This window comes from Pseudomonas sp. ATCC 43928, assembly GCF_005938665.2.
Classification (GTDB): Bacteria; Pseudomonadota; Gammaproteobacteria; order Pseudomonadales; family Pseudomonadaceae; genus Aquipseudomonas.
In genome coordinates this window covers 389,088-410,394 of record NZ_CP041753.1, presented here as the reverse complement: position 1 = coordinate 410,394, position 21,307 = coordinate 389,088, and the positions used below count along the sequence as shown (strand labels likewise).

Annotated in this window: 14 protein-coding genes; 3 read left to right on the top strand and 11 right to left on the bottom strand. The window is 62.4% G+C overall.

Annotated elements, in window-relative coordinates; genetic code table 11:
- Positions 1–759 (top strand): slipin family protein, encoded by a 759-nt coding sequence (locus tag FFH90_RS01810; protein ID WP_018929390.1) that lies wholly within the window; start codon positions 1–3, stop codon positions 757–759.
- Positions 760–872: 113 nt separating this feature from the next.
- Here FFH90_RS01810 and FFH90_RS01800 read toward each other — a convergent pair whose 3' ends face one another.
- The 7 genes from FFH90_RS01800 to FFH90_RS01770 form a co-directional block, all read right to left on the bottom strand.
- Positions 873–1,817 carry a sulfotransferase gene (locus tag FFH90_RS01800; protein ID WP_138866600.1) on the bottom strand — a complete coding sequence of 315 codons (945 nt, stop codon included), beginning with the start codon at positions 1,815–1,817 and terminating at the stop codon, positions 873–875.
- The gene (locus tag FFH90_RS01795; RefSeq protein ID WP_138866599.1) at positions 1,805–2,590 is read right to left on the bottom strand and encodes an aspartyl/asparaginyl beta-hydroxylase domain-containing protein; all 786 of its coding nucleotides are present in this window, start codon (positions 2,588–2,590) and stop codon (positions 1,805–1,807) included. The genes FFH90_RS01800 and FFH90_RS01795 overlap by 13 nt, the downstream gene beginning before the upstream one ends.
- Positions 2,587–3,192: an adenylyl-sulfate kinase gene (gene cysC / locus FFH90_RS01790; protein WP_111454007.1), complete on the bottom strand. Its 606-nt coding sequence runs from the start codon at positions 3,190–3,192 to the stop codon at positions 2,587–2,589. Before cysC ends, FFH90_RS01795 begins: the two co-directional genes overlap by 4 nt.
- The gene (locus tag FFH90_RS01785) at positions 3,176–4,693 is read right to left on the bottom strand and encodes a TolC family protein (RefSeq protein ID WP_111454008.1); all 1,518 of its coding nucleotides are present in this window, start codon (positions 4,691–4,693) and stop codon (positions 3,176–3,178) included. Before FFH90_RS01785 ends, cysC begins: the two co-directional genes overlap by 17 nt.
- Positions 4,694–4,734: 41 nt before the next feature.
- Complete coding sequence (locus tag FFH90_RS01780) at positions 4,735–12,606, bottom strand: Ig-like domain-containing protein (protein ID WP_225602985.1); 7,872 nt, start codon at positions 12,604–12,606, stop codon at positions 4,735–4,737.
- A 50-nt stretch (positions 12,607–12,656) separates the two neighbouring features.
- Positions 12,657–13,502, bottom strand: a complete 846-nt coding sequence (locus FFH90_RS01775) for a sulfotransferase (protein WP_018929397.1) — start codon at positions 13,500–13,502, stop codon at positions 12,657–12,659.
- A gap of 151 nt (positions 13,503–13,653) precedes the next feature.
- Positions 13,654–15,225, bottom strand: coding sequence for a glycosyltransferase family 39 protein (locus FFH90_RS01770; protein ID WP_138866598.1), 1,572 nt, complete (start codon positions 15,223–15,225; stop codon positions 13,654–13,656).
- Between the two features lie 275 nt (positions 15,226–15,500).
- Here FFH90_RS01770 and FFH90_RS01765 point away from each other — a divergent pair, with 275 nt between their 5' ends.
- Entirely contained in the window at positions 15,501–16,088 is a 588-nt protein-coding gene (locus tag FFH90_RS01765) for a phage tail protein (protein WP_018929399.1), read from the top strand.
- A gap of 56 nt (positions 16,089–16,144) precedes the next feature.
- A complete protein-coding gene (locus FFH90_RS01760) occupies positions 16,145–16,456 on the top strand; it encodes a hypothetical protein (protein WP_007940987.1) in 312 nt (103 codons plus the stop codon).
- 58 nt (positions 16,457–16,514) lie between these two features.
- Here FFH90_RS01760 and FFH90_RS01755 read toward each other — a convergent pair whose 3' ends face one another.
- The 4 genes from FFH90_RS01755 to FFH90_RS01740 are packed head-to-tail and all read right to left on the bottom strand — an operon-like array spanning position 16,515 to position 21,219.
- A complete protein-coding gene (locus FFH90_RS01755) occupies positions 16,515–17,012 on the bottom strand; it encodes a GNAT family N-acetyltransferase (protein WP_138866597.1) in 498 nt (165 codons plus the stop codon).
- 11 nt (positions 17,013–17,023) lie between these two features.
- Positions 17,024–19,120, bottom strand: coding sequence for a biotin/lipoyl-binding protein (locus FFH90_RS01750; protein WP_138866596.1), 2,097 nt, complete (start codon positions 19,118–19,120; stop codon positions 17,024–17,026).
- Positions 19,121–20,440: an efflux RND transporter periplasmic adaptor subunit gene (locus FFH90_RS01745; RefSeq protein WP_138866595.1), complete on the bottom strand. Its 1,320-nt coding sequence runs from the start codon at positions 20,438–20,440 to the stop codon at positions 19,121–19,123. It abuts the gene before it with no gap.
- The gene (locus FFH90_RS01740) at positions 20,437–21,219 is read right to left on the bottom strand and encodes an efflux RND transporter periplasmic adaptor subunit (protein WP_138866594.1); all 783 of its coding nucleotides are present in this window, start codon (positions 21,217–21,219) and stop codon (positions 20,437–20,439) included. The genes FFH90_RS01745 and FFH90_RS01740 overlap by 4 nt, the downstream gene beginning before the upstream one ends.
- Between the last annotated feature and the right edge of the window lie 88 nt (positions 21,220–21,307).

Genomic DNA, 21,307 nt, shown 5'->3' with positions numbered 1-21,307 from the left:
ATGGGTCTGCAATTGGGTTTTGCCGCGCTGCTGTTATTGCTGATTGCACTGGCGGGGTCGACTTTCCGCATTCTGCGCGAATACGAACGCGGCGTGGTGTTCCAGCTCGGACGCTTCTGGCAGGTCAAGGGCCCGGGTCTGATCCTGCTGATTCCGGCGGTTCAACAAATGGTTCGTGTCGACCTGCGGACCGTGGTGCTCGACATACCGCCACAAGACGTGATCACCCGCGACAACGTCTCGGTCAAGGTCAATGCAGTGCTGTATTTCCGGGTGCTCGATCCGCAACGGGCGATCATCCAGGTCGAGGACTTTCTCATGGCCACCAGCCAACTGGCTCAGACCACGTTGCGGGCGGTGCTCGGTAAACATGAACTCGATGAATTGCTGGCCGAACGGGAACGGCTGAACGTCGACGTCCAGCAAGTGCTCGATGCCCAGACCGATGCCTGGGGCATCAAGGTGGCCACCGTCGAGATCAAGCACGTGGACCTCAACGAATCGATGATTCGCGCCATCGCCAAACAGGCCGAAGCCGAACGGGAACGCCGGGCCAAGGTGATCCACGCCGAAGGCGAATTGCAGGCCTCGGAAAAACTCATGCAGGCTGCCGAAATGCTCGGGCGTCAGCCGGGGGCCATGCAGTTGCGCTACATGCAGACGCTGAGTTCGATTGCCGGTGACAAGAGTTCGACCATCGTCTTCCCGCTGCCGATCGAATTGCTCAAGGGGATGGCGGATTTGTCGTCAAAATCCTGATCCACCGATAACCTGTGGCGAGGGAGCTTGCTCCCGCTGGGTCGCGAAGCGGCCCCAACATCTGCGACTGCTACGCAGCCCCAGCGGGAGCAAGCTCCCTCGCCACAATAAGATTATATTTTGCGCAATTGTTCCAACGCCTCATACGGCTCCCGCGCCCAGCGCTCCACCCGTTCATGAAGCAACGCCGAGGCTTCGCGACGCTTGTCATCGCCGTCGCCGACAAACACCTGCGACGGCTGCTTGGCATGTTGCCCCACCGCTGCAAACACTTGCCGGCGCTGCTCGATGTCCAACGCAAAGAACGCCGCCAACCGCCCCGCCATCGCCTGCGGCAGTTCGCTGTAATTCACCGCCCAGCCACCAAATGCCTGGCATTGCGCCAACCCCGACGCCAGCAATTGCCCCAACCGCCGAGCGATGTAATCCTCACGGCCGCTGAATGGAAATTCGTCATCCAGCACACTGGCGCCGATCATCCCCGGCACCATGTGCACGCCCGGGCGACGCAGATGCGAGACAGCAATCTCCAGCGGATCGCGATAAAGAAACAGCCACGGTGCTTCAGGGAAGCACTCGCGCAGTAACGGCAGTTCACCGATGTTCCAGGCGTCGAGTTTGATCACCAACCGTTGCTCCACGCCACGTCGACATTGCCCGTAGGCCGACAGTAACCCCTTGATCGCGGCACGACGCTCGACGGCAGGCAAATCGCTGCGCAGCAACGCGTCCAGTGGCGGTGGTTCGCTGATGACAATGTGATTGTCGAGTCGCGCCAGCATCTGGCTGATCAGGGTCGAGCCACAGCGGGACGCGTGAAAGATAAAAGCGCTCGGCGTCAGGCCGGGACTGCAAGCCCGCCAGTCCGCGAGGGTCGACAACGCCGTTTTCCGCCGAAACGCCTGATTGAACGGCAGCCGCAGCGCATCCTCCACGGCGTCACGAAAAAACGGCTGATGCAGCCGCGTGTCACCGAACCAGCACCAGTCGACTTGCCATTGCCCAGCCTCTTGCCACACGCGAATCGGCAACCAGCCTTCGAGGTTCAGGCGCTCCATTGTTCAGTCCACTGGCGGCGACCATCGCGCATCGCCGCACGCAATTCTTCGCGGGTGAACACAAGGCCACGCTCGGCGGCCAACGCCAGGGTGCGGTCGATAAAGGCTTCGTTGTCCGGCAAACCTTGCAAGGTCTTGCACAGCTGCGGATCGCTGGCCAACAGTGCCTTGAATTGCTCTAAAGCTTGATCACCGATTTGCGGCGACGGCGTGGTTGCCAGCCCGTCGATAATCGCCTGCTCCAGCCAGGCACCGGGCCGGCAATCGAGCACCAGATGAATCCGTGTCTGGGTATCGCGATTGTCCACGCGATGAGGTCGCGCCAGGTCGAGGTACCAGCACTCGCCAGCGGCCATCGGCATGCGCTGGCCGTCCAGCATGAAGTCCACTTGAGGGGGGCTGAGCAGCGGGATGTGCAGACGCAAGTCCGCATCCGGCTCGCCCAGGTCATAGTCACGATGCTCATGGATACGCCCGCCCGGGCCAAGTCGCAACAGGCGCGCGCAGACGATCTCCAGCGGCAGATCCCGCAGCCCTTGCTGCCATCGACCATCCCGTTGCCAGGGTTCGCGCACTCGAGGCTCACCGCTTCCGGGCGCCAGCTCGGTCAAGGCATCGGCCGCGGAAATCAGCGCCACGCCGCTCCAGTCACCGGTGTAGTAAGCGCTGTTGAAATGACCGTGCCAGTCGTCCTCACCGATCGCCGCCAGCGCCTGCAACAGCAACGGCAAATCCACCGTCACCGGCAATCGGGAGAATGCCGGTCGGCTCATCGTTTTGGCAGCACCGCACATTCGCCGAGCCAGGTCAGCAAACGGTCAAGACAGGCCTCGACCGATTGCGCGCCCGTATCGAGCACCAGCGACGCACACGGCGGTGGTTCGTAAGGCGCGGAAACACCGGTGAACCCCGCCAACTCACCCCGTCGAGCCCGGGCGTAATGACCTTTGGGATCACGCTGCTCACACACCGCCAAAGAGGCGCTGCACCAGACTTCGCGGTAATCCTCGCCCAGCCGTCGGGCAAACAGTTCGCGCAACTCCACCAAGGGCGCGATCATCGCGAGGATGACAATCTGCCCGTTCTCGACCAACAGCGCCGCCAGTTCGCTGGCGCGGCGGATGTTTTCCAGGCGATCACTGTCGGTGAACCCCAGATCGCGATTGAGCCCGACCCGCAGTCCATCGCCATCGAGCACCACACTCTGCACGCCATGTTCGAACAGCTCGGCGTGCAGTGCCTGGGCCAATGTCGACTTGCCCGCCGCCGGCAAACCAGTCAGCAGAATCGCCGTGCCGCGATGGCCGTTGCGGGCCTCCCGTTGGGCACGGCTGATGCTCGCCGTCGGCGCCAGCAGGTTAGTGGACCGGGGCATGGGCCACCGGCGGTACTGAGATGTTGCCCGCCGCCCATGCCGCTTCGCGATTGGCCAGTGCGGTGGCGATGGACTGGACTTCGGTAGATTGCACCTCGTCCGGCAGCGGATCGAGACCGGCGCTGGCGAAGATTTGCCCGTAAGCGTTGCGCAGGTCAGCGTAGGACAGGTCGCGACGCAGATCGGCCTGCAACGTGTTCAGTTCGCCCTGGATCAGATCCAGTTCGCCCAGCCCGGCCGCCTGATAGCGGTTGCGCAGCTGGCCGATGATTTGCCCGTCGATGTTCGACAATTGCTGATTGGTCTGGAACTGCCGCAGTGCTTCGCGGTAGTTGGCGTTGGCCACGTAGAGCTGGGCCAACACTGCGATGGACATTGCCTGACGACGTGCCGCGGCGACTTCTTCGCCGGCCTTGGCGACATCGATCGCGGCGGGTGCGGAAATCACATTGAACAGGTTCCAGGTGACTTTCACCCCGTAATCCGCCCAGCTCTGTTCCACCAAAAACGAGTTGCTGTCGTAATGCCCGCCAGCGGAGAACTCCAGCCCTGGTAACAGGCGCAGCATAGCTTTGCGGGTTTCGGCCGCGCTGATGCGGGTCTGGTAATCCTGCTCGCGCAACTCCGGCCGACTGGTCAGGGCTTCCTGCTCCAGGCTGGCGAGGTCGACTTTGAGTTCCGGAATGTCGTAATCGTCCTGGGTCGCCAGCGTCAGCTCGGTATTCAGTGGCAGGTTGATCAGGGTCGCCAACTCGGTTTTTGCCAGCGACAGCGCGCGGCGTTGCTCTTCCAGTTGCCGGGTGGCTTCGATCAGCGAGCGCTGATAAGCCAACGACTGGATCGGATCGCCGATACGCTGTTGGCTCATGCTCTGGCTATTTTCACGGGCGGTATCGACCCGGGCCATCAGGCTGTCGATTTGCTTGAGCAAACGTTCGGCGGCCACGGCTCGCCAATAGGCCGAGCGCACGTCCTGGACGATGGTGTTGATCACCTTGCGCCGACGTTCCTGCACGATCAGCCGCTGATCGCCCTGCTGCTTGGCGCTGATGTAGCTGACGCCGAAGTCGAGCACGTTCCAGACCATGGTCAGGTCCGCCACGTCACGGTCGCGGTCCTGGGAGGTCGACGGTTCCAGAGACTGGGTGCCGGTACGCACGCTCTGGCTGCTGGAGGCGTTGACGTTGTTGCGCCCCACGTAACCGGCATCCAGCGCCATGCGCGGCAGCATGTCGAAACTGGCGAGGTCGAGTTGGCGCTTGGCCAGGGCTTCTTCCATGATCTTGAGCCGGCCTTCGAGGTTGTATTTCACCGCGCGGGCCATGGCCTGGTGCAGGGTCAGCGGGCCGCTGAGGGGCTCCTGACCCTTGTACATGTTTTGCAGATCGCTTTTGGCGCGCTGTTGGCTGACGCTGCGTTCGATCGGTTGACTGGTGACTGCACATCCGCTGATCGCCAGCGCCAGCAGGCTGGCGCCGAACAACTTATGACTTCTTTTCATCCTTGTATTGCCCCCGGTGCCGCACTGCTTTAATGATTTTTTCAGGCCTGCATTTCACTGATGCCGACCTGTTGCAAAGCCGCGGCCAGGCTGTCGACCTGCCGTTGCTCGGTGTCTTTGAGCTGTTGTAATTGCTGGCCAAGACTCGGTGCGCCAAACACGCCGCGCAGCCCTTGGGAAACATCCCCCGCCCTGATTGACTGATTACCAAAGGTGTTCAGCGAATCCCCCTCGCTACTGGTGGCCTGATTGAACAGGCTCGACAGCGTGCTGCTGCCGAAGACCCCGCCATCGCCCCCGCCAAAGCCGAGGAAGCCGTGGCCTGAGCCATCGCCGCCGTTGTCGCTGCTGGTGAATACCTGGGCAATAAAACTCGGCGTCAGCGCCCCGTGGTTTATGAAAATGTCGCCCAGAGGCCGAATGCCATTGCCCATCACCCGTTGTTCAAACAACGGGGCAAAGGTCAGCGGCGAGCCGAGATCGCCAGTGGGTGGGGTGAAGATGATCGGTTGCAATGGCACGTTCGGTGGATCGGCCACGACCACCGGTGTCAACACCAAGGGGGGTGGCGTCGGTACGGTGTCGATTGTGTAGTTATTGGATACCGCGACGCTGGCGCCCAGGTTGCCCGCCAGGTCCGTCACATTGCTGGTGTCCAGCGCAATGAAGTTGCTCGGGTCGGTAATGTTCGCGGTGGGCGTGAAGGTCCCGGTCCAGGTCTTGCCGCCGTCGCTGCTGGCCAGATTGGTCAGTTCACCGTTGGTCACGCTCAGGTCCGACAAGTCGAAGTTGCTGACCACTTCGCTGAACGTGAAGGTCACCAGTGTCGTCTGGCCAATTCCCAACACCGGATTGGCAACCACGATGCTGACGGTCGGACGGGTCGCATCAAGTGCGTAGTTGTTGGAGATGGCGATGCTGGCGCCGGCATTGCCCGCGGCGTCGAGCACATTGCCGGTGTCGAGCAGGATCAGGTTGGTCGCATCGTTGACGCTGGCGGTCGGCGTGAGTGTGGCGGTCCAGGTCACTCCGCCGTCGCTGCTGGCCAGGTTGGACAACACGCCATTGGCCACGCTGAGGTCGGACAGGTCGAAACCGGACACCGCTTCGCTGAAGGTAAAGGTCACCGTGGTGGTTTCGCCGATACCCAGTTTATTGTCCGCGACCACAATGGTCGCGGTCGGACGCACGGTGTCGATGGCGTAGTTGTTGGAGTCGGTCACGCCGACGCCGCTATTGCCCGACACGTTGGTCACACCGCTGTTGTCCAGGCGGATCAGGTTAGTGGTGTCCGTGACACTGGCGGCAGGCGTGAAAGTCGCCGTCCAGGTCACGCCGCCATCGCTGGAAGAAACACTGCTGAGGGTGCCGTTGGCGACCGTCAGGTCAGCATTGGTGAAACCGCTCACCGCTTCGCTGAAGGTAATGGTCACCAGCGATGTTTCACCGGCCTTGAGGGCACTGTCGGCAACGACGATGGTGGCGGTCGGCACCTGGGTTTCCACCACATAGTTGGCCGAGTTGGTGGTGCCCGCTCCAGTGTTGCCGGCCACGTCCGACACGCCGCTGTTGTTCAGGGTAATGATGTTGCTGGCGTCGGTAACCCCGGCAGTCGGGGTGAAGGTCGCGGTCCAGGTGATGCCGCCGTCGCTGCTGCTGACCGCGCTCAAGGTACCGTTGGCGACGCTCAAGTCACTGTTGTCGAAACCCGTCACCGCTTCGCTGAAGGTGATGGTCACCAGGGCGGTTTCCCCCGGTTTCAGGGTCGAATCACTCAACACGATGGTGGCCGTCGGACGCTGGCTGTCGATGGCGTAGTTGTTGGAGTCGGTAGTGCCGCTTCCAGTATTGCCGGCCCCATCGGTCACCCCGGTGTTGTCCAGGGTGATCAGATTGGTGGTGTCGTTGATGCCCGCCGAAGGCGTGAAGGTCGCCGTCCAGGTGATGCCGCCATCGCTGCTGCTCACCGCGCTCAGCGTACCGTTGGCGATGGTCAGGTCGGCGTTGGTGAAACCGCTCACCGCTTCGCTGAAGGTGATGGTCACCAGCGAGGTTTCGCCGATTTGCAGCGCCGTGTCCGCGACCACGATGGTAGCCGTCGGGCGCACGGTGTCGATCGCGTAGTTGTTGGAATCGGTGGTGCCGCTGCCCACGTTACCGGAGGCGGCCGCCTGCACGCCGGTGTTGTCCAGGGTGATCAGGTTAGTCGCGTCGGTGATGCTGGTGGTCGGGGTGAACGTGGCCGTCCAGGTGATGCCGCCATCGCTGCTGCTCACCGCGGTGAGCGTACCGTTGGCGATGGTCAGGTCGGCATTGGTGAAACCGGTCACCGCTTCACTGAAGGTAATGGTCACCAGCGACGTTTCACCGATTTTCAGCGCGTTGTCGGCCACCACGATGGTGGCCGTTGGCAGCACCGTATCTATGGTGTAGTTGGCCGAGTTGGTGGTGCCACTGCCGGTGTTGCCGGCCACATCGGTCACACCGGTATTGTTCAGGGTGATGACGTTGCTCGTGTCATTCACGCCGGCAGTTGGGGTGAAGGTCGCGGTCCAGGTGATGCCGCCATCGCTGCTGCTCACTGCCGTGAGCGTACCGTTGGCGATGGTCAGGTCGGCATTGGTGAAACCGGTCACCGCCTCGGAGAAGGTGATCGTCACCAACGATGTTTCTCCGGCACTCAGGGCGGCGTCCGCCAGGACGATGGTGGCCGTCGGGCGTTGGCTGTCGACGGCGTAATTGTTGGAGTCGGTAGTGCCGCTTCCAGTATTGCCGGCCCCATCGGTCACCCCGGTGTTGTCCAGGGTAATCAGGTTGGTCGCATCGGTGATGCTCGCCGCCGGCGTCAGGGTGGCGGTATAGGTGATGTTATCGCTGGTGCTCAGACTGCTCAGAGTACCGTTGCTCACCGTCAGGTCGGCGAGGCTGAAGCCGGTCACCGCCTCGGAGAAGGTGATGGTCACCACTGATGTCTGACCCACCGCCAGCGCCGAGTCCGCGACCACGATGGTGGCCGTCGGGCGCACGGTATCGATGGCGTAGTTGTTCGAATCGGTGGTGCCGCTGCCCACGTTACCGGAGGCGGCCGCCTGCACGCCGGTGTTGTCCAGGGTGATCAGGTTGGTCGCGTCGGTGATGGCGCTGGTCGGTGTGAACGTGGCCGTCCAGGTGATGCCGCCGTCGCTGCTGCTCACCGCCGTGAGCGTACCGTTGGCGATGGTCAGATCAGCGTTGGTGAAACCGCTCACCGCTTCGCTGAAGGTGATCGTCACCAGTGAGGTTTCACCGATTTTCAGCGCGTTGTCGGCCACCACGATGGTCGCCGTCGGCAGCACCGTATCGATGGTGTAGTTGCCGGAGTTGGTGGTGCCGCTGCCGGTGTTGCCCGCCAGATCACTGACCCCGGTGTTGTTCAGGGTGATCAGGTTGGTCGGGTCATTCACACCGACGGTCGGGGTGAAGGTTGCGGTCCAGGTGATGCCGCCGTCACTGCTGCTCACCGCCGTGAGCGTACCGTTGGCAATCGTCAGGTCGGCATTGGTGAAACCACTCACCGCTTCGCTGAAGGTAATGGTCACCAGCGAGGTTTCGCCCGCGGTCAGCGTTGTATCGGCCAGCACAATCGTGGCGGTCGGGCGCACGGTGTCGATGGCGTAGTTATTGGAATCGGTGGTGCCGCTGCCGGCGTTGCCCGCCAAATCGCTGATCCCGGTGTTGTCCAGGGTGATCAGGTTGGTGGTGTCGTTGATGCTCGCCGAAGGTGTGAAGGTCGCGGTCCAGGTGATGCCGCCGTCGCTGCTGCTCACCGAGGTCAACGTGCCGTTAGCGATCGTCAGGTCCGCGTTGGTGAAACCGCTCACCGCCTCGGAGAAGGTGATGGTCACCAGCGAGGTTTCGCCGATTTTCAGTGCCGTGTCCGCGACCACGATAGTGGCCGTCGGGCGCACGGTGTCGATCGCATAGTTGTTGGAATCGGTGGTGCCGCTGCCCACGTTACCGGAGGCGGCCGCCTGCACGCCGGTGTTGTCCAGGGTGATCAGGTTGGTCGCGTCGGTGATGGCGCTGGTCGGTGTGAACGTGGCCGTCCAGGTGATGCCGCCGTCGCTGCTGCTCACCGCCGTGAGCGTACCGTTGGCGATGGTCAGATCAGCGTTGGTGAAACCGCTCACCGCTTCGCTGAAGGTGATCGTCACCAGTGAGGTTTCACCGATTTTCAGCGCGTTGTCGGCCACCACGATGGTCGCCGTCGGCAGCACCGTATCGATGGTGTAGTTGCCGGAGTTGGTGGTGCCGCTGCCGGTGTTGCCCGCCAGATCACTGACCCCGGTATTGTTCAGGGTGATCAGGTTGGTGGTGTCATTGACGCTGGCCGACGGCGTGAAGGTCGCGGTCCAGGTGATGCCGCCATCGCTGCTGCTCACCGCGCTCAGCGTGCCATTGGCGATGGTCAGGTCGGCGTTGGTGAAACCACTCACCGCTTCGCTGAACGTAATGGTCACCAGCGAGGTTTCACTCGCGGTCAGCGTTGTATCGGCCACCACAATCGTGGCGGTCGGGCGTACCGTATCGATGGCGTAGTTGTTCGAATCGGTGGTGCCGCTCCCGGCATTGCCCGCCAGGTCGCTGACTCCGGTGTTGTCCAGGGTGATCAGGTTGGTGGTGTCGTTGATGCTGGCGCTCGGGGTGAAGGTTGCGGTCCAGGTGATGCCGCCGTCGCTGCTGCTCACTGCCGTGAGCGTACCGTTGGCGATGGTCAGGTCCGCATTGGTGAAACCGCTCACCGCTTCGCTGAACGTAATGGTCACCAGCGAGGTTTCGCCGATTTTCAGTGCCGTGTCCGCGACCACGATAGTGGCCGTCGGGCGCACGGTGTCGATCGCATAGTTGTTGGAGTCGGTCGTGCCAATGCCCACGTTACCGCTGGCGGCCGCCTGCACGCCAGAGTTGTCCAGGGTGATCAGGTTGGTCGCGTCGGTGATGCTGGCGGTCGGGGTGAAGGTCGCCGTCCAGGTAATGCCGCCGTCGCTGCTGCTCACCGCCGTGAGTGTACCGTTGGCGATGCTCAGGTCCGCGTTGGTGAAACCGCTCACCGCCTGATCGAAGGTGATGGTCACCAGTGAGGTTTCGCCGATTTTCAGTGCGTTGTCGGCGACCACGATGGTCGCGGTCGGCGGGACGGTGTCGATCATGTAGTTGTTCGAATTGGTGGTGCCGCTGCCGGTGTTGCCCGCCAGATCACTGACCCCGGTATTGTTCAGGGTGATCAGGTTGGTGGTGTCATTGACGCTGGCCGACGGCGTGAAGGTCGCGGTCCAGGTGATGCCGCCATCGCTGCTGCTCACCGCGCTCAGCGTGCCGTTGGCGATGGTCAGGTCGGCGTTGGTGAAACCACTCACCGCTTCGCTGAACGTAATGGTCACCAGCGAGGTTTCACTCGCGGTTAGCGTTGTATCGGCCACCACAATCGTGGCGGTCGGGCGTACCGTATCGATGGCGTAGTTGTTGGAGTCGGTGGTGCCGCTACCGGCGTTGCCCGCCAGGTCGCTGACTCCGGTGTTGTCCAGAGTGATCAGGTTGGTCGTATCGGTGATGCTGGCGGTTGGGGTGAAGGTTCCCGTCCAGGTGATGCCGCCATCGCTGCTGCTCACCGCCGTGAGCGTACCGTTGGCAATCGTCAGGTCCGCGTTGGTGAGACCGGTGACCGCTTCATTGAAGGTGATGGTCACCAGCGAGGTTTCGCCGACTTTCAGCGCATTGTCCGCCACCACGATGGTCGCGGTCGGGCGTACGGTGTCGACCGTGTAGTTATTGGAGTTGGTGGTGCCGACGCCGGCGGTGCCCAGGCCGTTTATCACGCCGGTGTTGTCCAGGGTGATGACGTTGGTCGTATCGGAAATACTGGCGGACGGGGTGAACGTTGCCGTCCAGGTGATGCCGCCATCGCTGCTGCTGACGGCGCTCAGGGTGCCGTTGGGGATAGTCAGGTCCGCGTTGGTGAAACCGGTCACGGCCTCGGAAAAGGTGATCGTCACCAAGGACGTTTCGCCGATGCTCAGTGTGGTGTCGGCGACCACAATGGTCGCGGTCGGCGGTGGCGAATACGCGGTGTTGAGTACGCCACCGTCGTTGTAGATAGTCGAGAAAGAGGTCGGCGAGGTGCCGGTTGAACCTCCGCCCTGCGCGGTACCGCCTGCACCACTGGCTGCGGCATTACCGGCCAGGGCCGCGAAGTTGGCAGCCGTGATCAGTAGCGTGCCTTTGTTCCAGATCGCACCGACGCCCCGGCCGCCAATGCCGCCATTACTGGCATTGCTGCCTTGGCCACCACCACCGCCACCACCGCCACCGGCGCCGATGTTGTTGCTGATGGTCGACGTGCCGATGACGGTTATGGTGCCGCTGCTGGCGTTGTAGATCCCGCCTACCGCGTTGCCGCCAGCACCACCTACCTTGTCCCAACCGGCCCCGCCGCCGCCACCGCCAATGGAAATCGTGCCATTGGTGGCCGTCGCACCGTTACCGCCGTTGCTGTAATAGGAAACGCCCACCCCGCCAGCACCGCCAGTGGTGGAACCACCGCGACCGCCCATGTGGGTGGCGTCATAACCGCCGCCATAACCACCGACACCGCCGCTGCCCGCCTGGCCGCCCAATGTGCCGGTGCCCGGCCCTGCCGATCCGCCGTGCCCGCCGCCCTGGCCGCCCAAACCGCCACCACCGCCGCCGCCACCGCCGTAAAAAGCGCCCGTGACACCACCGCCGCCACCACCACCGGAAGCGGCGTTGGAGGTCACGGTAACGTTTTTCAGGGTCAGGTTCCCGGCGTTGAAAATCCCCCCGGCCATTGCGCCCGTGGCGCCGTAGCCACCGTTGCCACCGTTGCCCGCCACCAGGCCACGGGTGATCACCAGGCCATCGAGCGTCACGGTACTGCCAGACGCCACTTCAACCACTCGGGTCTTGTACTGACCATCAAGAGTCACATCTGCCACACCGTCGTTGTTCAAGTCGCCATCAACGTAGACGTTCTTGTTGATCAGCAATTCGGAGGTCAACTGCACCGTCATGCCGGTGCTGAATGTGACGATATCGCCGTTCTGCGCCGAGGCGAGGGCGGCACGCAGCGAGCCGACGCCCGTGTTGGCGTTGTTGGTGGCGGTCCAGGTGGCCAGGCCCCACTGATACTCGCTCATGGCCGTGGTCGAGAGCACGTTGGCGCTTTCGATGTTGCCGGTGGCAATTTCCAGATTCCAGTCGCCACCGACCCCGGTGCGGTTGCTGGAAGCGGCGATATCACGGCCGGTCAGTTGCGCCAGCGAGTCGACGAAACTCAAGCCGCGCTCGCCTTCGGCGGTGTAGCAGCCGTAGATCATGATGTCGCCGCCGACGTTCATGTCCTTGCCGATTTCCGCCAGCACGGCGCTGCGGGCCGCGACGTTATCGGCCGACAGATAACTATTACCCAGCCACAGATCGCCTGCGTTGCCGTGGGCAATGATCTGCACCGAACTGATGCCCTGATGGGTGTCGAGGTAGTCGGCAATCTGCTGCAAGCCGTCCTTGCCCGCGTCCAGCTGGACCACCTGAGTGCCCGGCGCGACGCCTTTAAGCAGGCTGTTGGCGTCCTTGACCCGCGAATCGACGAACACCACGCTTTGCCCTGGCACCGCGACAGGTGTCGGGGTTGGCGTGGCATCGGCCTGGCCGTGGGTGTCCTTGCTGGCGACCGACTTGTCGGCAGTCGGTGCCTTGACCGCGTCGGCCGTGGTATGGGTGTCAGCCTGGGCAGTATCGGCCACTGTGGCGGCCACCGCGCCGTCGAACAGCATGCGCGGCTCCAGGGACATGATCATTGGCGTGGCCAGCGCTCGTGCGCCTTCGGTAACCCGCGACTTGCCTTTGCTCCACCACATGCTGCTCACCCGGACTCGAACTTTTTGACAGACCAATGAAAACGCCGCGATCAACTGATCGCGGCGTCGGCTTTCATACGAATGACATTGGCGGCGCTGGCTGAGCCATCGAGCCAAAAGGACAACTCGGCGTATTGCTTGAACAAATCCGGCGGCAGGATCGTGCGCCTGGACTGCAATTGAACCTTGGCCTTCACCTTGTGCAGCCCCGAGAGGCCAAGGGCCTGGTCGAATTCCGGCGCGTCGTAGGCCAAATGATCGAAATCATGTTCGAACCAGGGTTCACCGATGAAGTCGTAAACCAGCCGCATCACCCGCTCTGGCGCCTGGCTCAGCAGGTCGTAATCGATGATCAGCAGTGAGTCGGCGTGTTCGCCGTAATAGGCTTCCTTGAGGGCGGCCCAGGAAAACCCCACCAACCGATTGCGTTGGGCCAGGGTTTCGCAGCGGCTGTAGACCGTGTTGCGCTCAACCGCATCGCCGAACAGCTTGGTGTTTTCGAAGGGATTGGCGCGGTACAGGCGCTCGATGCTGTCCATGACCCAGGCGACATTGCGCACACAGGCAATGATCTTGGCTTGAGGGAACAGATCGCTGATCGCCGGCAGGCGCGAACTCCACAGGCGGTTGGTGTCGAACACCACCGGTTTGTCGGCCTTGTCGGCGTAATAAGAATCGAACAGGCCACGCAACAGGCGGCGACGCAGGTCGGTGTCGATCACCGCGCCGAATTCGCTGCCGGCGCTGCATTGCTCCAGAACGCCGGAAAAGAGTGCGCCCACGGGGCTGGTCATGCCGGCATGGAAACGCGGATTCTGCAAAAGAATGGCAGAAAGCAGGGTCGAGCCCGAGCGCGGCAAGCCGGAGATAAAGTGGAATTGTTGCAATCCATTCACCCGTCATTCAGTCCTTTGTACGACGGAGCGTAGACCATGAATGGCCTTACAGCTAGTGGTGTTTTGATATCAAATTGGAGCTAAATCGACTGGAAAACGCAATTTATATAACTGTTTAAAAGTTGAATCGTTTAAGCCCTGAAACCACGAATTACTTCAGCACATACAAGCGTGCCACGGCGCCTCCCCCCCGGGCTTCGTCGACGCGTTGCCAGCCCGCGGGCAATGGAGCGAACTCGTCCGCCCCCTCGAGGGTACCGACCAGCCATACCCGACCAGTACCTTTGGGCAAGGCATCGAGGCTATCCAGGTAGATGTCATTGGTCACCAGCGTACCGAAACCATAGGCGTTCGGCCGGCTCGACCGGCCATCGGCCAATGGTGGCGTGTACAGCATCGGTTTGGCGTTGGTATGGTTGTAATAGACGTAGCTCAGATACCAGAGCATGTCGCTGGTGACGATTCGGTCGCCGGGCATGAAGTGCTGGTTCACGTGTTTGGCCATGACGCTGATCTGATCCTCAGTATCCACCGTGGCATTGTTCTTCACCCCCACCAGCTCGACACCGGCAAACAGCAGCAGCACGGCCAGTGCCAAGACCTTGAAGTCTGCGTACAAGCGATCGACGGCCAGCGCGACAACCATCGGCAGACCCAAGGCGTAAGCGGTCAGGTAACGCTCGATGAACACCGGCGAGATGAACGACACCGCAAACACCAGCAATAACGGGACTGCGGTGTAGATCACCGCCAGCGCACTGCCACGGAACACACTGCGGTCGCGGGCCAGCGCCACGCCCGCCAGGGCCACCAATGCCAGTGGCAGCGCGATAAAAATCAGCGTGGGCAGGTTCTCGCCATCGTCCTGGATCAGGAGCGACCAGATCATCGACGGCAATGAGTCGAGCATGACGGGGGGCTCCCATCCCACATCACCATTGGCTTTGAGCAGATCCAAGTGCTGGATCAGATCGATCAGGCTGGGCACCCACGGCAGGTACAACAGCACAATCGCCACATTGGCCAGCCACCAGCCCGAGCGCTGAATGTGTCGCAGTCGATACCCTGGCTGTACACGTATCATGCCCAGATACAACCAGTGACACAGCACGCACAGCGCGGTGAAGTAATGGGTGTAGAACGCCGCTGTCATCAGCAGGGTGTAGATCACCAGATAGCGCGTGCGTTGTGGCCGTTTTATCCAGTACACCAGGGCGATCGTGGCTCCGATCAGCCACATCCCCAACAGCGAATACATCCGCACTTCCTGGCTATACCGCACCGCCGTGGGCAACAGCGCCAGCAGAACCCCGGCCAGCAACGCGGCGCGGCGGGTCGCGAGCAGGTCCACCAGCCAGACACCGAGCCCGACCGTGGCAATCCCCGGCAGCGCGCTCAGGCAACGAATCGAAAAAATGCCGTCGCCGAACAGCCCGATCCAGCCGTGCAGCAGCATGAAATACAGCGGCGGATGCACATCATGGGCTGCATGTTCCCAGATCCCGGCCAGAGAGTACTGGCTCAACAACAGGCTGGACCCTTCGTCACCCCAGATCGCCGCCGCCGTCAGGTCGTAAAAACGCACCAGCGCAGCCAATGCCAGGATCGGCAGCAGCCAGTGCTCCCGCGCCCACCGCAATAAGCGACGGGCAGCCGCCCATGAGCCCGGTGTCGCGTGCGGATCCTGAGTGTCACCCAGCGGTGTTTCTCTGCGCGCCTCCATTGCCTCCCCTTGTTTCAACCTGATGTGCCTCGACCTGATGAACTTCGACCAGTGAATACGCAATTTTCTCAAGCACTGTAGGACAGGCTCAGGCCCGTCGTCGATGCTGGCTTTACGACGGACGACGTCCGGCAATCATTCCGATCAGCGTCTACGCTTTGGCGTGGCGTGACCCAGCCACGGAGATGAACGGAGTCGGCTGATCACTGCGATCCGCCCGGATAACCGGGCCTGCGATGTGACATATCAGACACTAACCTGAGGGATGAGGAACTATGGAAGTATTCATGGGCACTATCCAACCTTTCGCCTTTAACTTCGCCCCCAACGGCTGGGCCCTGTGCTACGGCCAGACGCTGGGGATCTCGCAATACCAGGCGCTGTTCTCACTGCTGGGAACCTACTATGGAGGCAATGGCACCACCAATTTCATGCTGCCCAACCTGCAGGGCCGCATGCCGATTGCCCAAGGCAACGGCCTGGGCCTGACCCCGCGTGTCATCGGTGAGGTCTCCGGGACCGAAAACGTCACCGCAACCATCAATAACCTGCCCAACCACACCCACGCCCTGTCCGGGCTCACGGCCACCACCACCCTGCAACTGGCCAGCCCGGCGAGCAACCCGGTCACCAACCCGACCGCAACCAACTCCTACATCGGTGCCTCGGGCGGCGGGCCAGGCTCGGCGAGCATCTACTCCGATCAGCAAGGTGCTGCGGCGGTACCGCTCAAGGGTGTCACTAGCACGGTGACGGGGGAAATCTCGTCCGCCGGCAATGGTTTGCCCATGACGGTGATGAACCCGTTCCTGGTGCTCAACTTCAGCATCGCCCTGAACGGATTATTCCCTTCGCGTAACTGAGGGTCTGGCTGGGGGATGCACATCCCCCGGCCACTTTTGCTTGATGGAGGGATGCCATGCTGCAACAGGTTCAAAGCCAACACTTTCAGGCACTGCTGGGCAAGACCGGGACGCTGCGGCTGCCCGATGGCAGTGAATTGCCGATCCATATCGACACCCTTAAAGAAACGCCCCATTCACAGATGCCCAAAAGCGAGCGCATGCCGTTCAGCGTCGAGCTCAACAGCCTGCAACCCACCGACTTTGTCGATGGCTTGTGTGCGCTGGAGTTGCCGGAACTGGGCCAGGTGGAAAATATTTTCGTCTCGCGAGTACCGACCATGGGGCGGGATCCCGACGTGGGTTATTTCTACATCGCCTTCAACTGAGACTTTGTGGGAGCGGGCTTATGTGGTGAGCCCCTCACCACGGTTTTTTATATTGCTCTTAACCCTGCGGGTACCACACCAACCGCTCCGCCGCCGGGTTGCGCTCTTCAACCTGAAACCCCAGCGCCAGGTAATGCTGGCGCGCATGGGGATTGTTGGCCCAGACCACCGTCGCCACCGGGCAGCGGATTTGTTGCGCGGCTTTCTGCACGCCTTGCAGCACCGTCCGCCCGTAACCCCGGCCTCGGGCCTGGGGGATGAACGCCAGGTACAGCACGCGAATTTCATTGGGACCGAAGTCGGTGGTCAACGCGCCGATGGCTGTGTCGAGTTTCTCGATCACGTAATGCATGGCGTTGGGAAAGTTTTCCCCCAGTCCTTGTTCCTGCACGGTGAATTGCTGGGCAACCACCTGTTGAACCACTTCCTGTTCGCCGTCGATCCATTGCAGATCCGGCCGCGCCGCCTGGTAAAGGCTATGCAGAAAAGGTCCATCGCTGGTGCGCGAAGGCCTGACCACCAGGCCGTCCGCTACCACTGAATCGCTGTTCGCCATCGCTGTTCTCCCTAGAAACCGCTTTCCCTGACCCCCAGGGCTGCCATGCGCCGCCAGGCAACGCCCAACAACGATTCGCCGCTGCCCTGCAACACCACAATGCCGCGCAAAGGTTGCACCGGCGTCGGCGTCTCTTCGAGGACGCTCAACCGCGCGCCATACTGCGCCTGCACCGGCTCGGCGCGCTGATGCTCATCCCGGCGTACGGCAATCGGCCCGTGATGATCGGAAGTCAGCGCCTCTTGATCGACATAGGCCGCGCCGTTGGTATCGATTTCGCTTAATTGCACGGCAATCGCCGGGTGCATCGGGTCATCGGCGATGAACCGCCCGCGAGCACCCGAAGCAACACGCCAGAGCTCGGCTTCAGCCAGATAACCGCGCAACCGCGCGCCGTCTTCGACCACCCGAGCCAAAGGATCTTTAGTCGAAAGCCAGCGACCGACCGTTAACTGCGGCAACAGGTCGCGCACCTTGCCGGCGTGGGGCGCACGCAATAGCAGTCGCTCACGCTGGGCGACCAGGCCGCGGTATTCAGCCACCGCTTCCGCCAGGCGCTGCTCGACGATTCCGGCGTCGGCCGCGGTTTCGCTACGGCTGGCCTGACGACGCATCTGCAACTGCTGAATCTGGATCTCGCGGCGGACGATGGCCTGGCGTGAGTCCAGGTCCGGTGATTCCAGCTCGATCAGCACCTCGCCCTGGGCGACAACCTGACCGTCATGCACATTCACCGTTTTTACCCGCGCCGCCACCGGCGCGTGCAAGGCGCTGGTGTGTCCCGCCTCCAGCATCGTCGGCAGCTCCACCGCGCTGCGCCACGGCAGCGCCAGCAGCAACAACAGCCCGAACAATGTCAGGCTGCTGAGCAGTACCCGAGGTGTATGCGCCTGTTCGCGACGACTCCACCATTGCCGCCACTCGCTCAGGATCGGCAGGAAGATGAACCACACCAGCTCCACCAGCATCAGGAAGATCCCCAATACCTTGAAGAACAGGTGATAAACCGCCAGCGCAATCCCGAAAAACAACGCCGCGCGCCATAGCCACGAGCCGTATCCCCAGATCAACAACCGCCGCTGCATCCTCGGCGCCCACGGCTCCGGCGCCGGGGCAGCGTAGCCGAACAGGAACTCGCGCAATCGCCAGCGACACAAGGCAAAGGCACGTCCCTGAAGGTTGTCCACTTCCCAGAAGTCGCTGAGCAAGAAGTAGCCGTCGAAACGCATGAACGGGTTGAGGTTGATCACCAGCGTAGTAATCCAGGTCGCACTGGCGAGCATGAACGCCGCCGTGCGCCCGGGGCCATCGGGCAGCAGTGACCAGGCGAGCAGCGCGATACAGGCCAGCACCAGTTCCGCCAGCACCCCGCCGGCGCCGATCAGCAAACGCGCACGTCTATCGTTGACCCGCCAGGCGTCGCTGACGTCCGTGTAGAACATCGGCAGCAGCACCATGAACGCCACGCCCATGCTCTGCACCCGACAACCGGCGCGCTTGGCCATGAAGGCGTGGCCGAACTCGTGGCACAGCTTGGCGAAAAACAGCGCCACCGCGAACGCCAGCGCACCACCGAGGCTGAACAGGTGTGGAAAGGTGGCAATGAATCGCTGCCAGTCCCGCGACACCAGAAACACCCCGAGCCCCAGCGTCGCGGGCAATCCGTAGCGCAATGCGCGCGGGCCGAAACGCTCCAGCCACGGCCAGACGCGATTGAGAAAGGCGTCCGGACGCCACAGCGGAATCCGGAAAAACAGGTATTGATGCAGCAGAATTTTCCACAGGCTCTGGCGCTGAGCCGCGGCCTTCAGGCTGTAACTGGCGCGCTGCGATGGGTCGAGGGCGCTGATCAGGTCGTGGCCGCGCAAAAATTCCAGCAATTGCTCAAGCGCCGCGCCGTCCAGCGGCAGCCCTGGCTCGCGGTTGGCGGCACGCAGCACCTGCTCGGGATCACCCAGGGACCAATGACGCAGCAAGCGCATCGCCGCCGCGCCGAGTTTGAAATAACGTCCACGCACCGGGTCGGCCAGGGTCCAGCATGGTGACCCGTCGAGGGCCGGCGCCGCCGTCGACAATTGCAGGTCTGCCCGCAGGCTCGGCAGGCTCATCTAAAGGCCTACGCTCTGACGCAACCCGGCCAGCGGTCGACGCAACAGGTACAGCGCCAGCGGCGCACGGTCACCGAAGACTTTCGCCGTGCCACGCAAGCCAATGCGCGGCGGTGCGCCGTCGAATGTCGCATCCAGTCGATAAGCCAGTTGCCCGCCAGCTGTTGGCTGCGCTTCATAGGCCGAACGTTCGAGCCTGGCCTGGTGCCGCTGCAGTGGATCGCTGTCGAGAAACAGTGCGACCTGCGCCCCAGGCTCCAGGGCGATCGCATCGCCCACGGCCAATTCGATGCGCAACTCGGCCTGATTCGGGTCGGCGAGTTCCATCAAGCGCTCGCCGGTCTGTACCGGTTTGCCGGTCCAGCGTTCGGCATCGGCGAACACCGCGATGCCATCCCGCTCGGCACGCACTTCGCTGCGTTTGAGCAGTTCACGGGCGTAATCCCGTTCGGCGCGTTTCTGCTCGACACGTGCGGCCAGCAGATCGATTTTCGAACTGGATTCGGCATCGGCGAAGGAACGTTGGGAATTGGCCTTGAGTTCCGCTTCGGCAACGCCCAGAGCGCGCTCGGCCACATCAGCCTGAGCCTTGAGCGTGGTGCTTTCGAAGCGCAGCAGCAGGTCGCCGGTCTTCACCGTCTGGTTGGGTTTGACCAGGAACTCGGCGATCACCCCGTCCAGCGGCGCCGCGACCACCCGACCGCCCAACGGGACGACCTCAGCCGGCGCCAACACCGATTGGCGCACCGGAATCAGTAACCCGAGCAACAACACGGCGACCAGTGCCACCTGACGCTTACGCGTCCAGCGCAGTCGCCAGGGTTTGCGCGGTTGCAGCGCCAGCCAGGCATGGCTGTAGGTGTCGCCCAGTTGCGACAACAGCACCTGCTCGGCAGGGTTCCATGGCACATCTCGCGCCAGCCACAGCCCGCCGAAGATCTCGCCCTGATGATCAATCAGTGGCAACCAGAACACCTGAGCGGCCGACAGACTTTGCCAATCGGCCTGAATCGATTCACTGAGCAGATCGGGCGCGATCACCCGTGCCTGTTTCAGCACCTCGAGCTTGAACAGCTGCGCGACCGCTTGTTCGACAAACGCCACAAACGGTGCATTCGGCTCCACCGCACTGACACCGGTCACCGCCTGCACCTTGCCAGCGATCAACAACGCGGCATGGCGAAAACCGAACAGCGCTTGGCCGTCATTGACCAGGCTGTAGGCCAGTTGCGAAGGATTACGAGCCGCGCGGGTCTGGCGTTCGAGGTCGAGAAACCTGGCGAACACCTGCTCGGCGCCGCCCGTTACCGGGGCGTTCACTTGAGCTCCGCGAAACGGGCCGTTCCGCTCATGCCGGCCAACAGGCCGCTGGCGTTGGGCAGTGTCGCCACCAGCAGCAAGGTCTGGCTGCCTTCGTCGATCCGCGCGCCGAGGCGCTTGACCGTGGCATCCAGCGGCTGACCGGTTTCATCGGGGACAAAACTGAACGTCTGGCCGGGCTTGAGCTTGCCCATCCAGCGTGAAGGCACCAACAGGTGAATTTCCAGGGTGCGGTTATCGACCACATCCAGCAAAGGCGCGCCAGCGGCAACGCTTTCGTAGCGCTTGACCTTGCGCTCGACGACCTGGCCATCGAACGGCGCGACCACGCTGCAGCGTTTGACCTGAACCTGATAAACCTGAGATTGCGCCTGGGTTTCGCTGACCTTGGCCTCGGCCCGCGCCACTTCAAAGCGCCCCACCGAATTCAACGCCGCCAGTTGCCGATTATGGGCCAGCTCCTCACCGGCGCCACGATTGGCGGCCTGTGCCGCGTTGAGCTGAGCCTGATAAGCCGAACAGTCAAACCGCGCCAGGGTGTCGCCCTTTTTGAACGACTCGCCCTCACTGAACGGCAACTCGACAATCCGCCCCGACAACTCACTGGCGAGCACCGCCTGATCCCGGGCTCGCAACACACCACGGGCCTCACTGCTGGCTGACGCGTTACCGCCGACCGCGTTGCTTTCCAGCAACGGATCGTCTGGCGCAGGCGCTTGCGCCTGTACTACGCACGTTACAAAGGTCAATCCCGCAACCCAAACACGAAAACGCCGCATAACCGTAACTCCCTGACGGATGAGCGGAGTCTACGACAGCGGGGGAACGCGTCAAGCGGATGGCCATCATTGGTTGGAGCGCGCATTG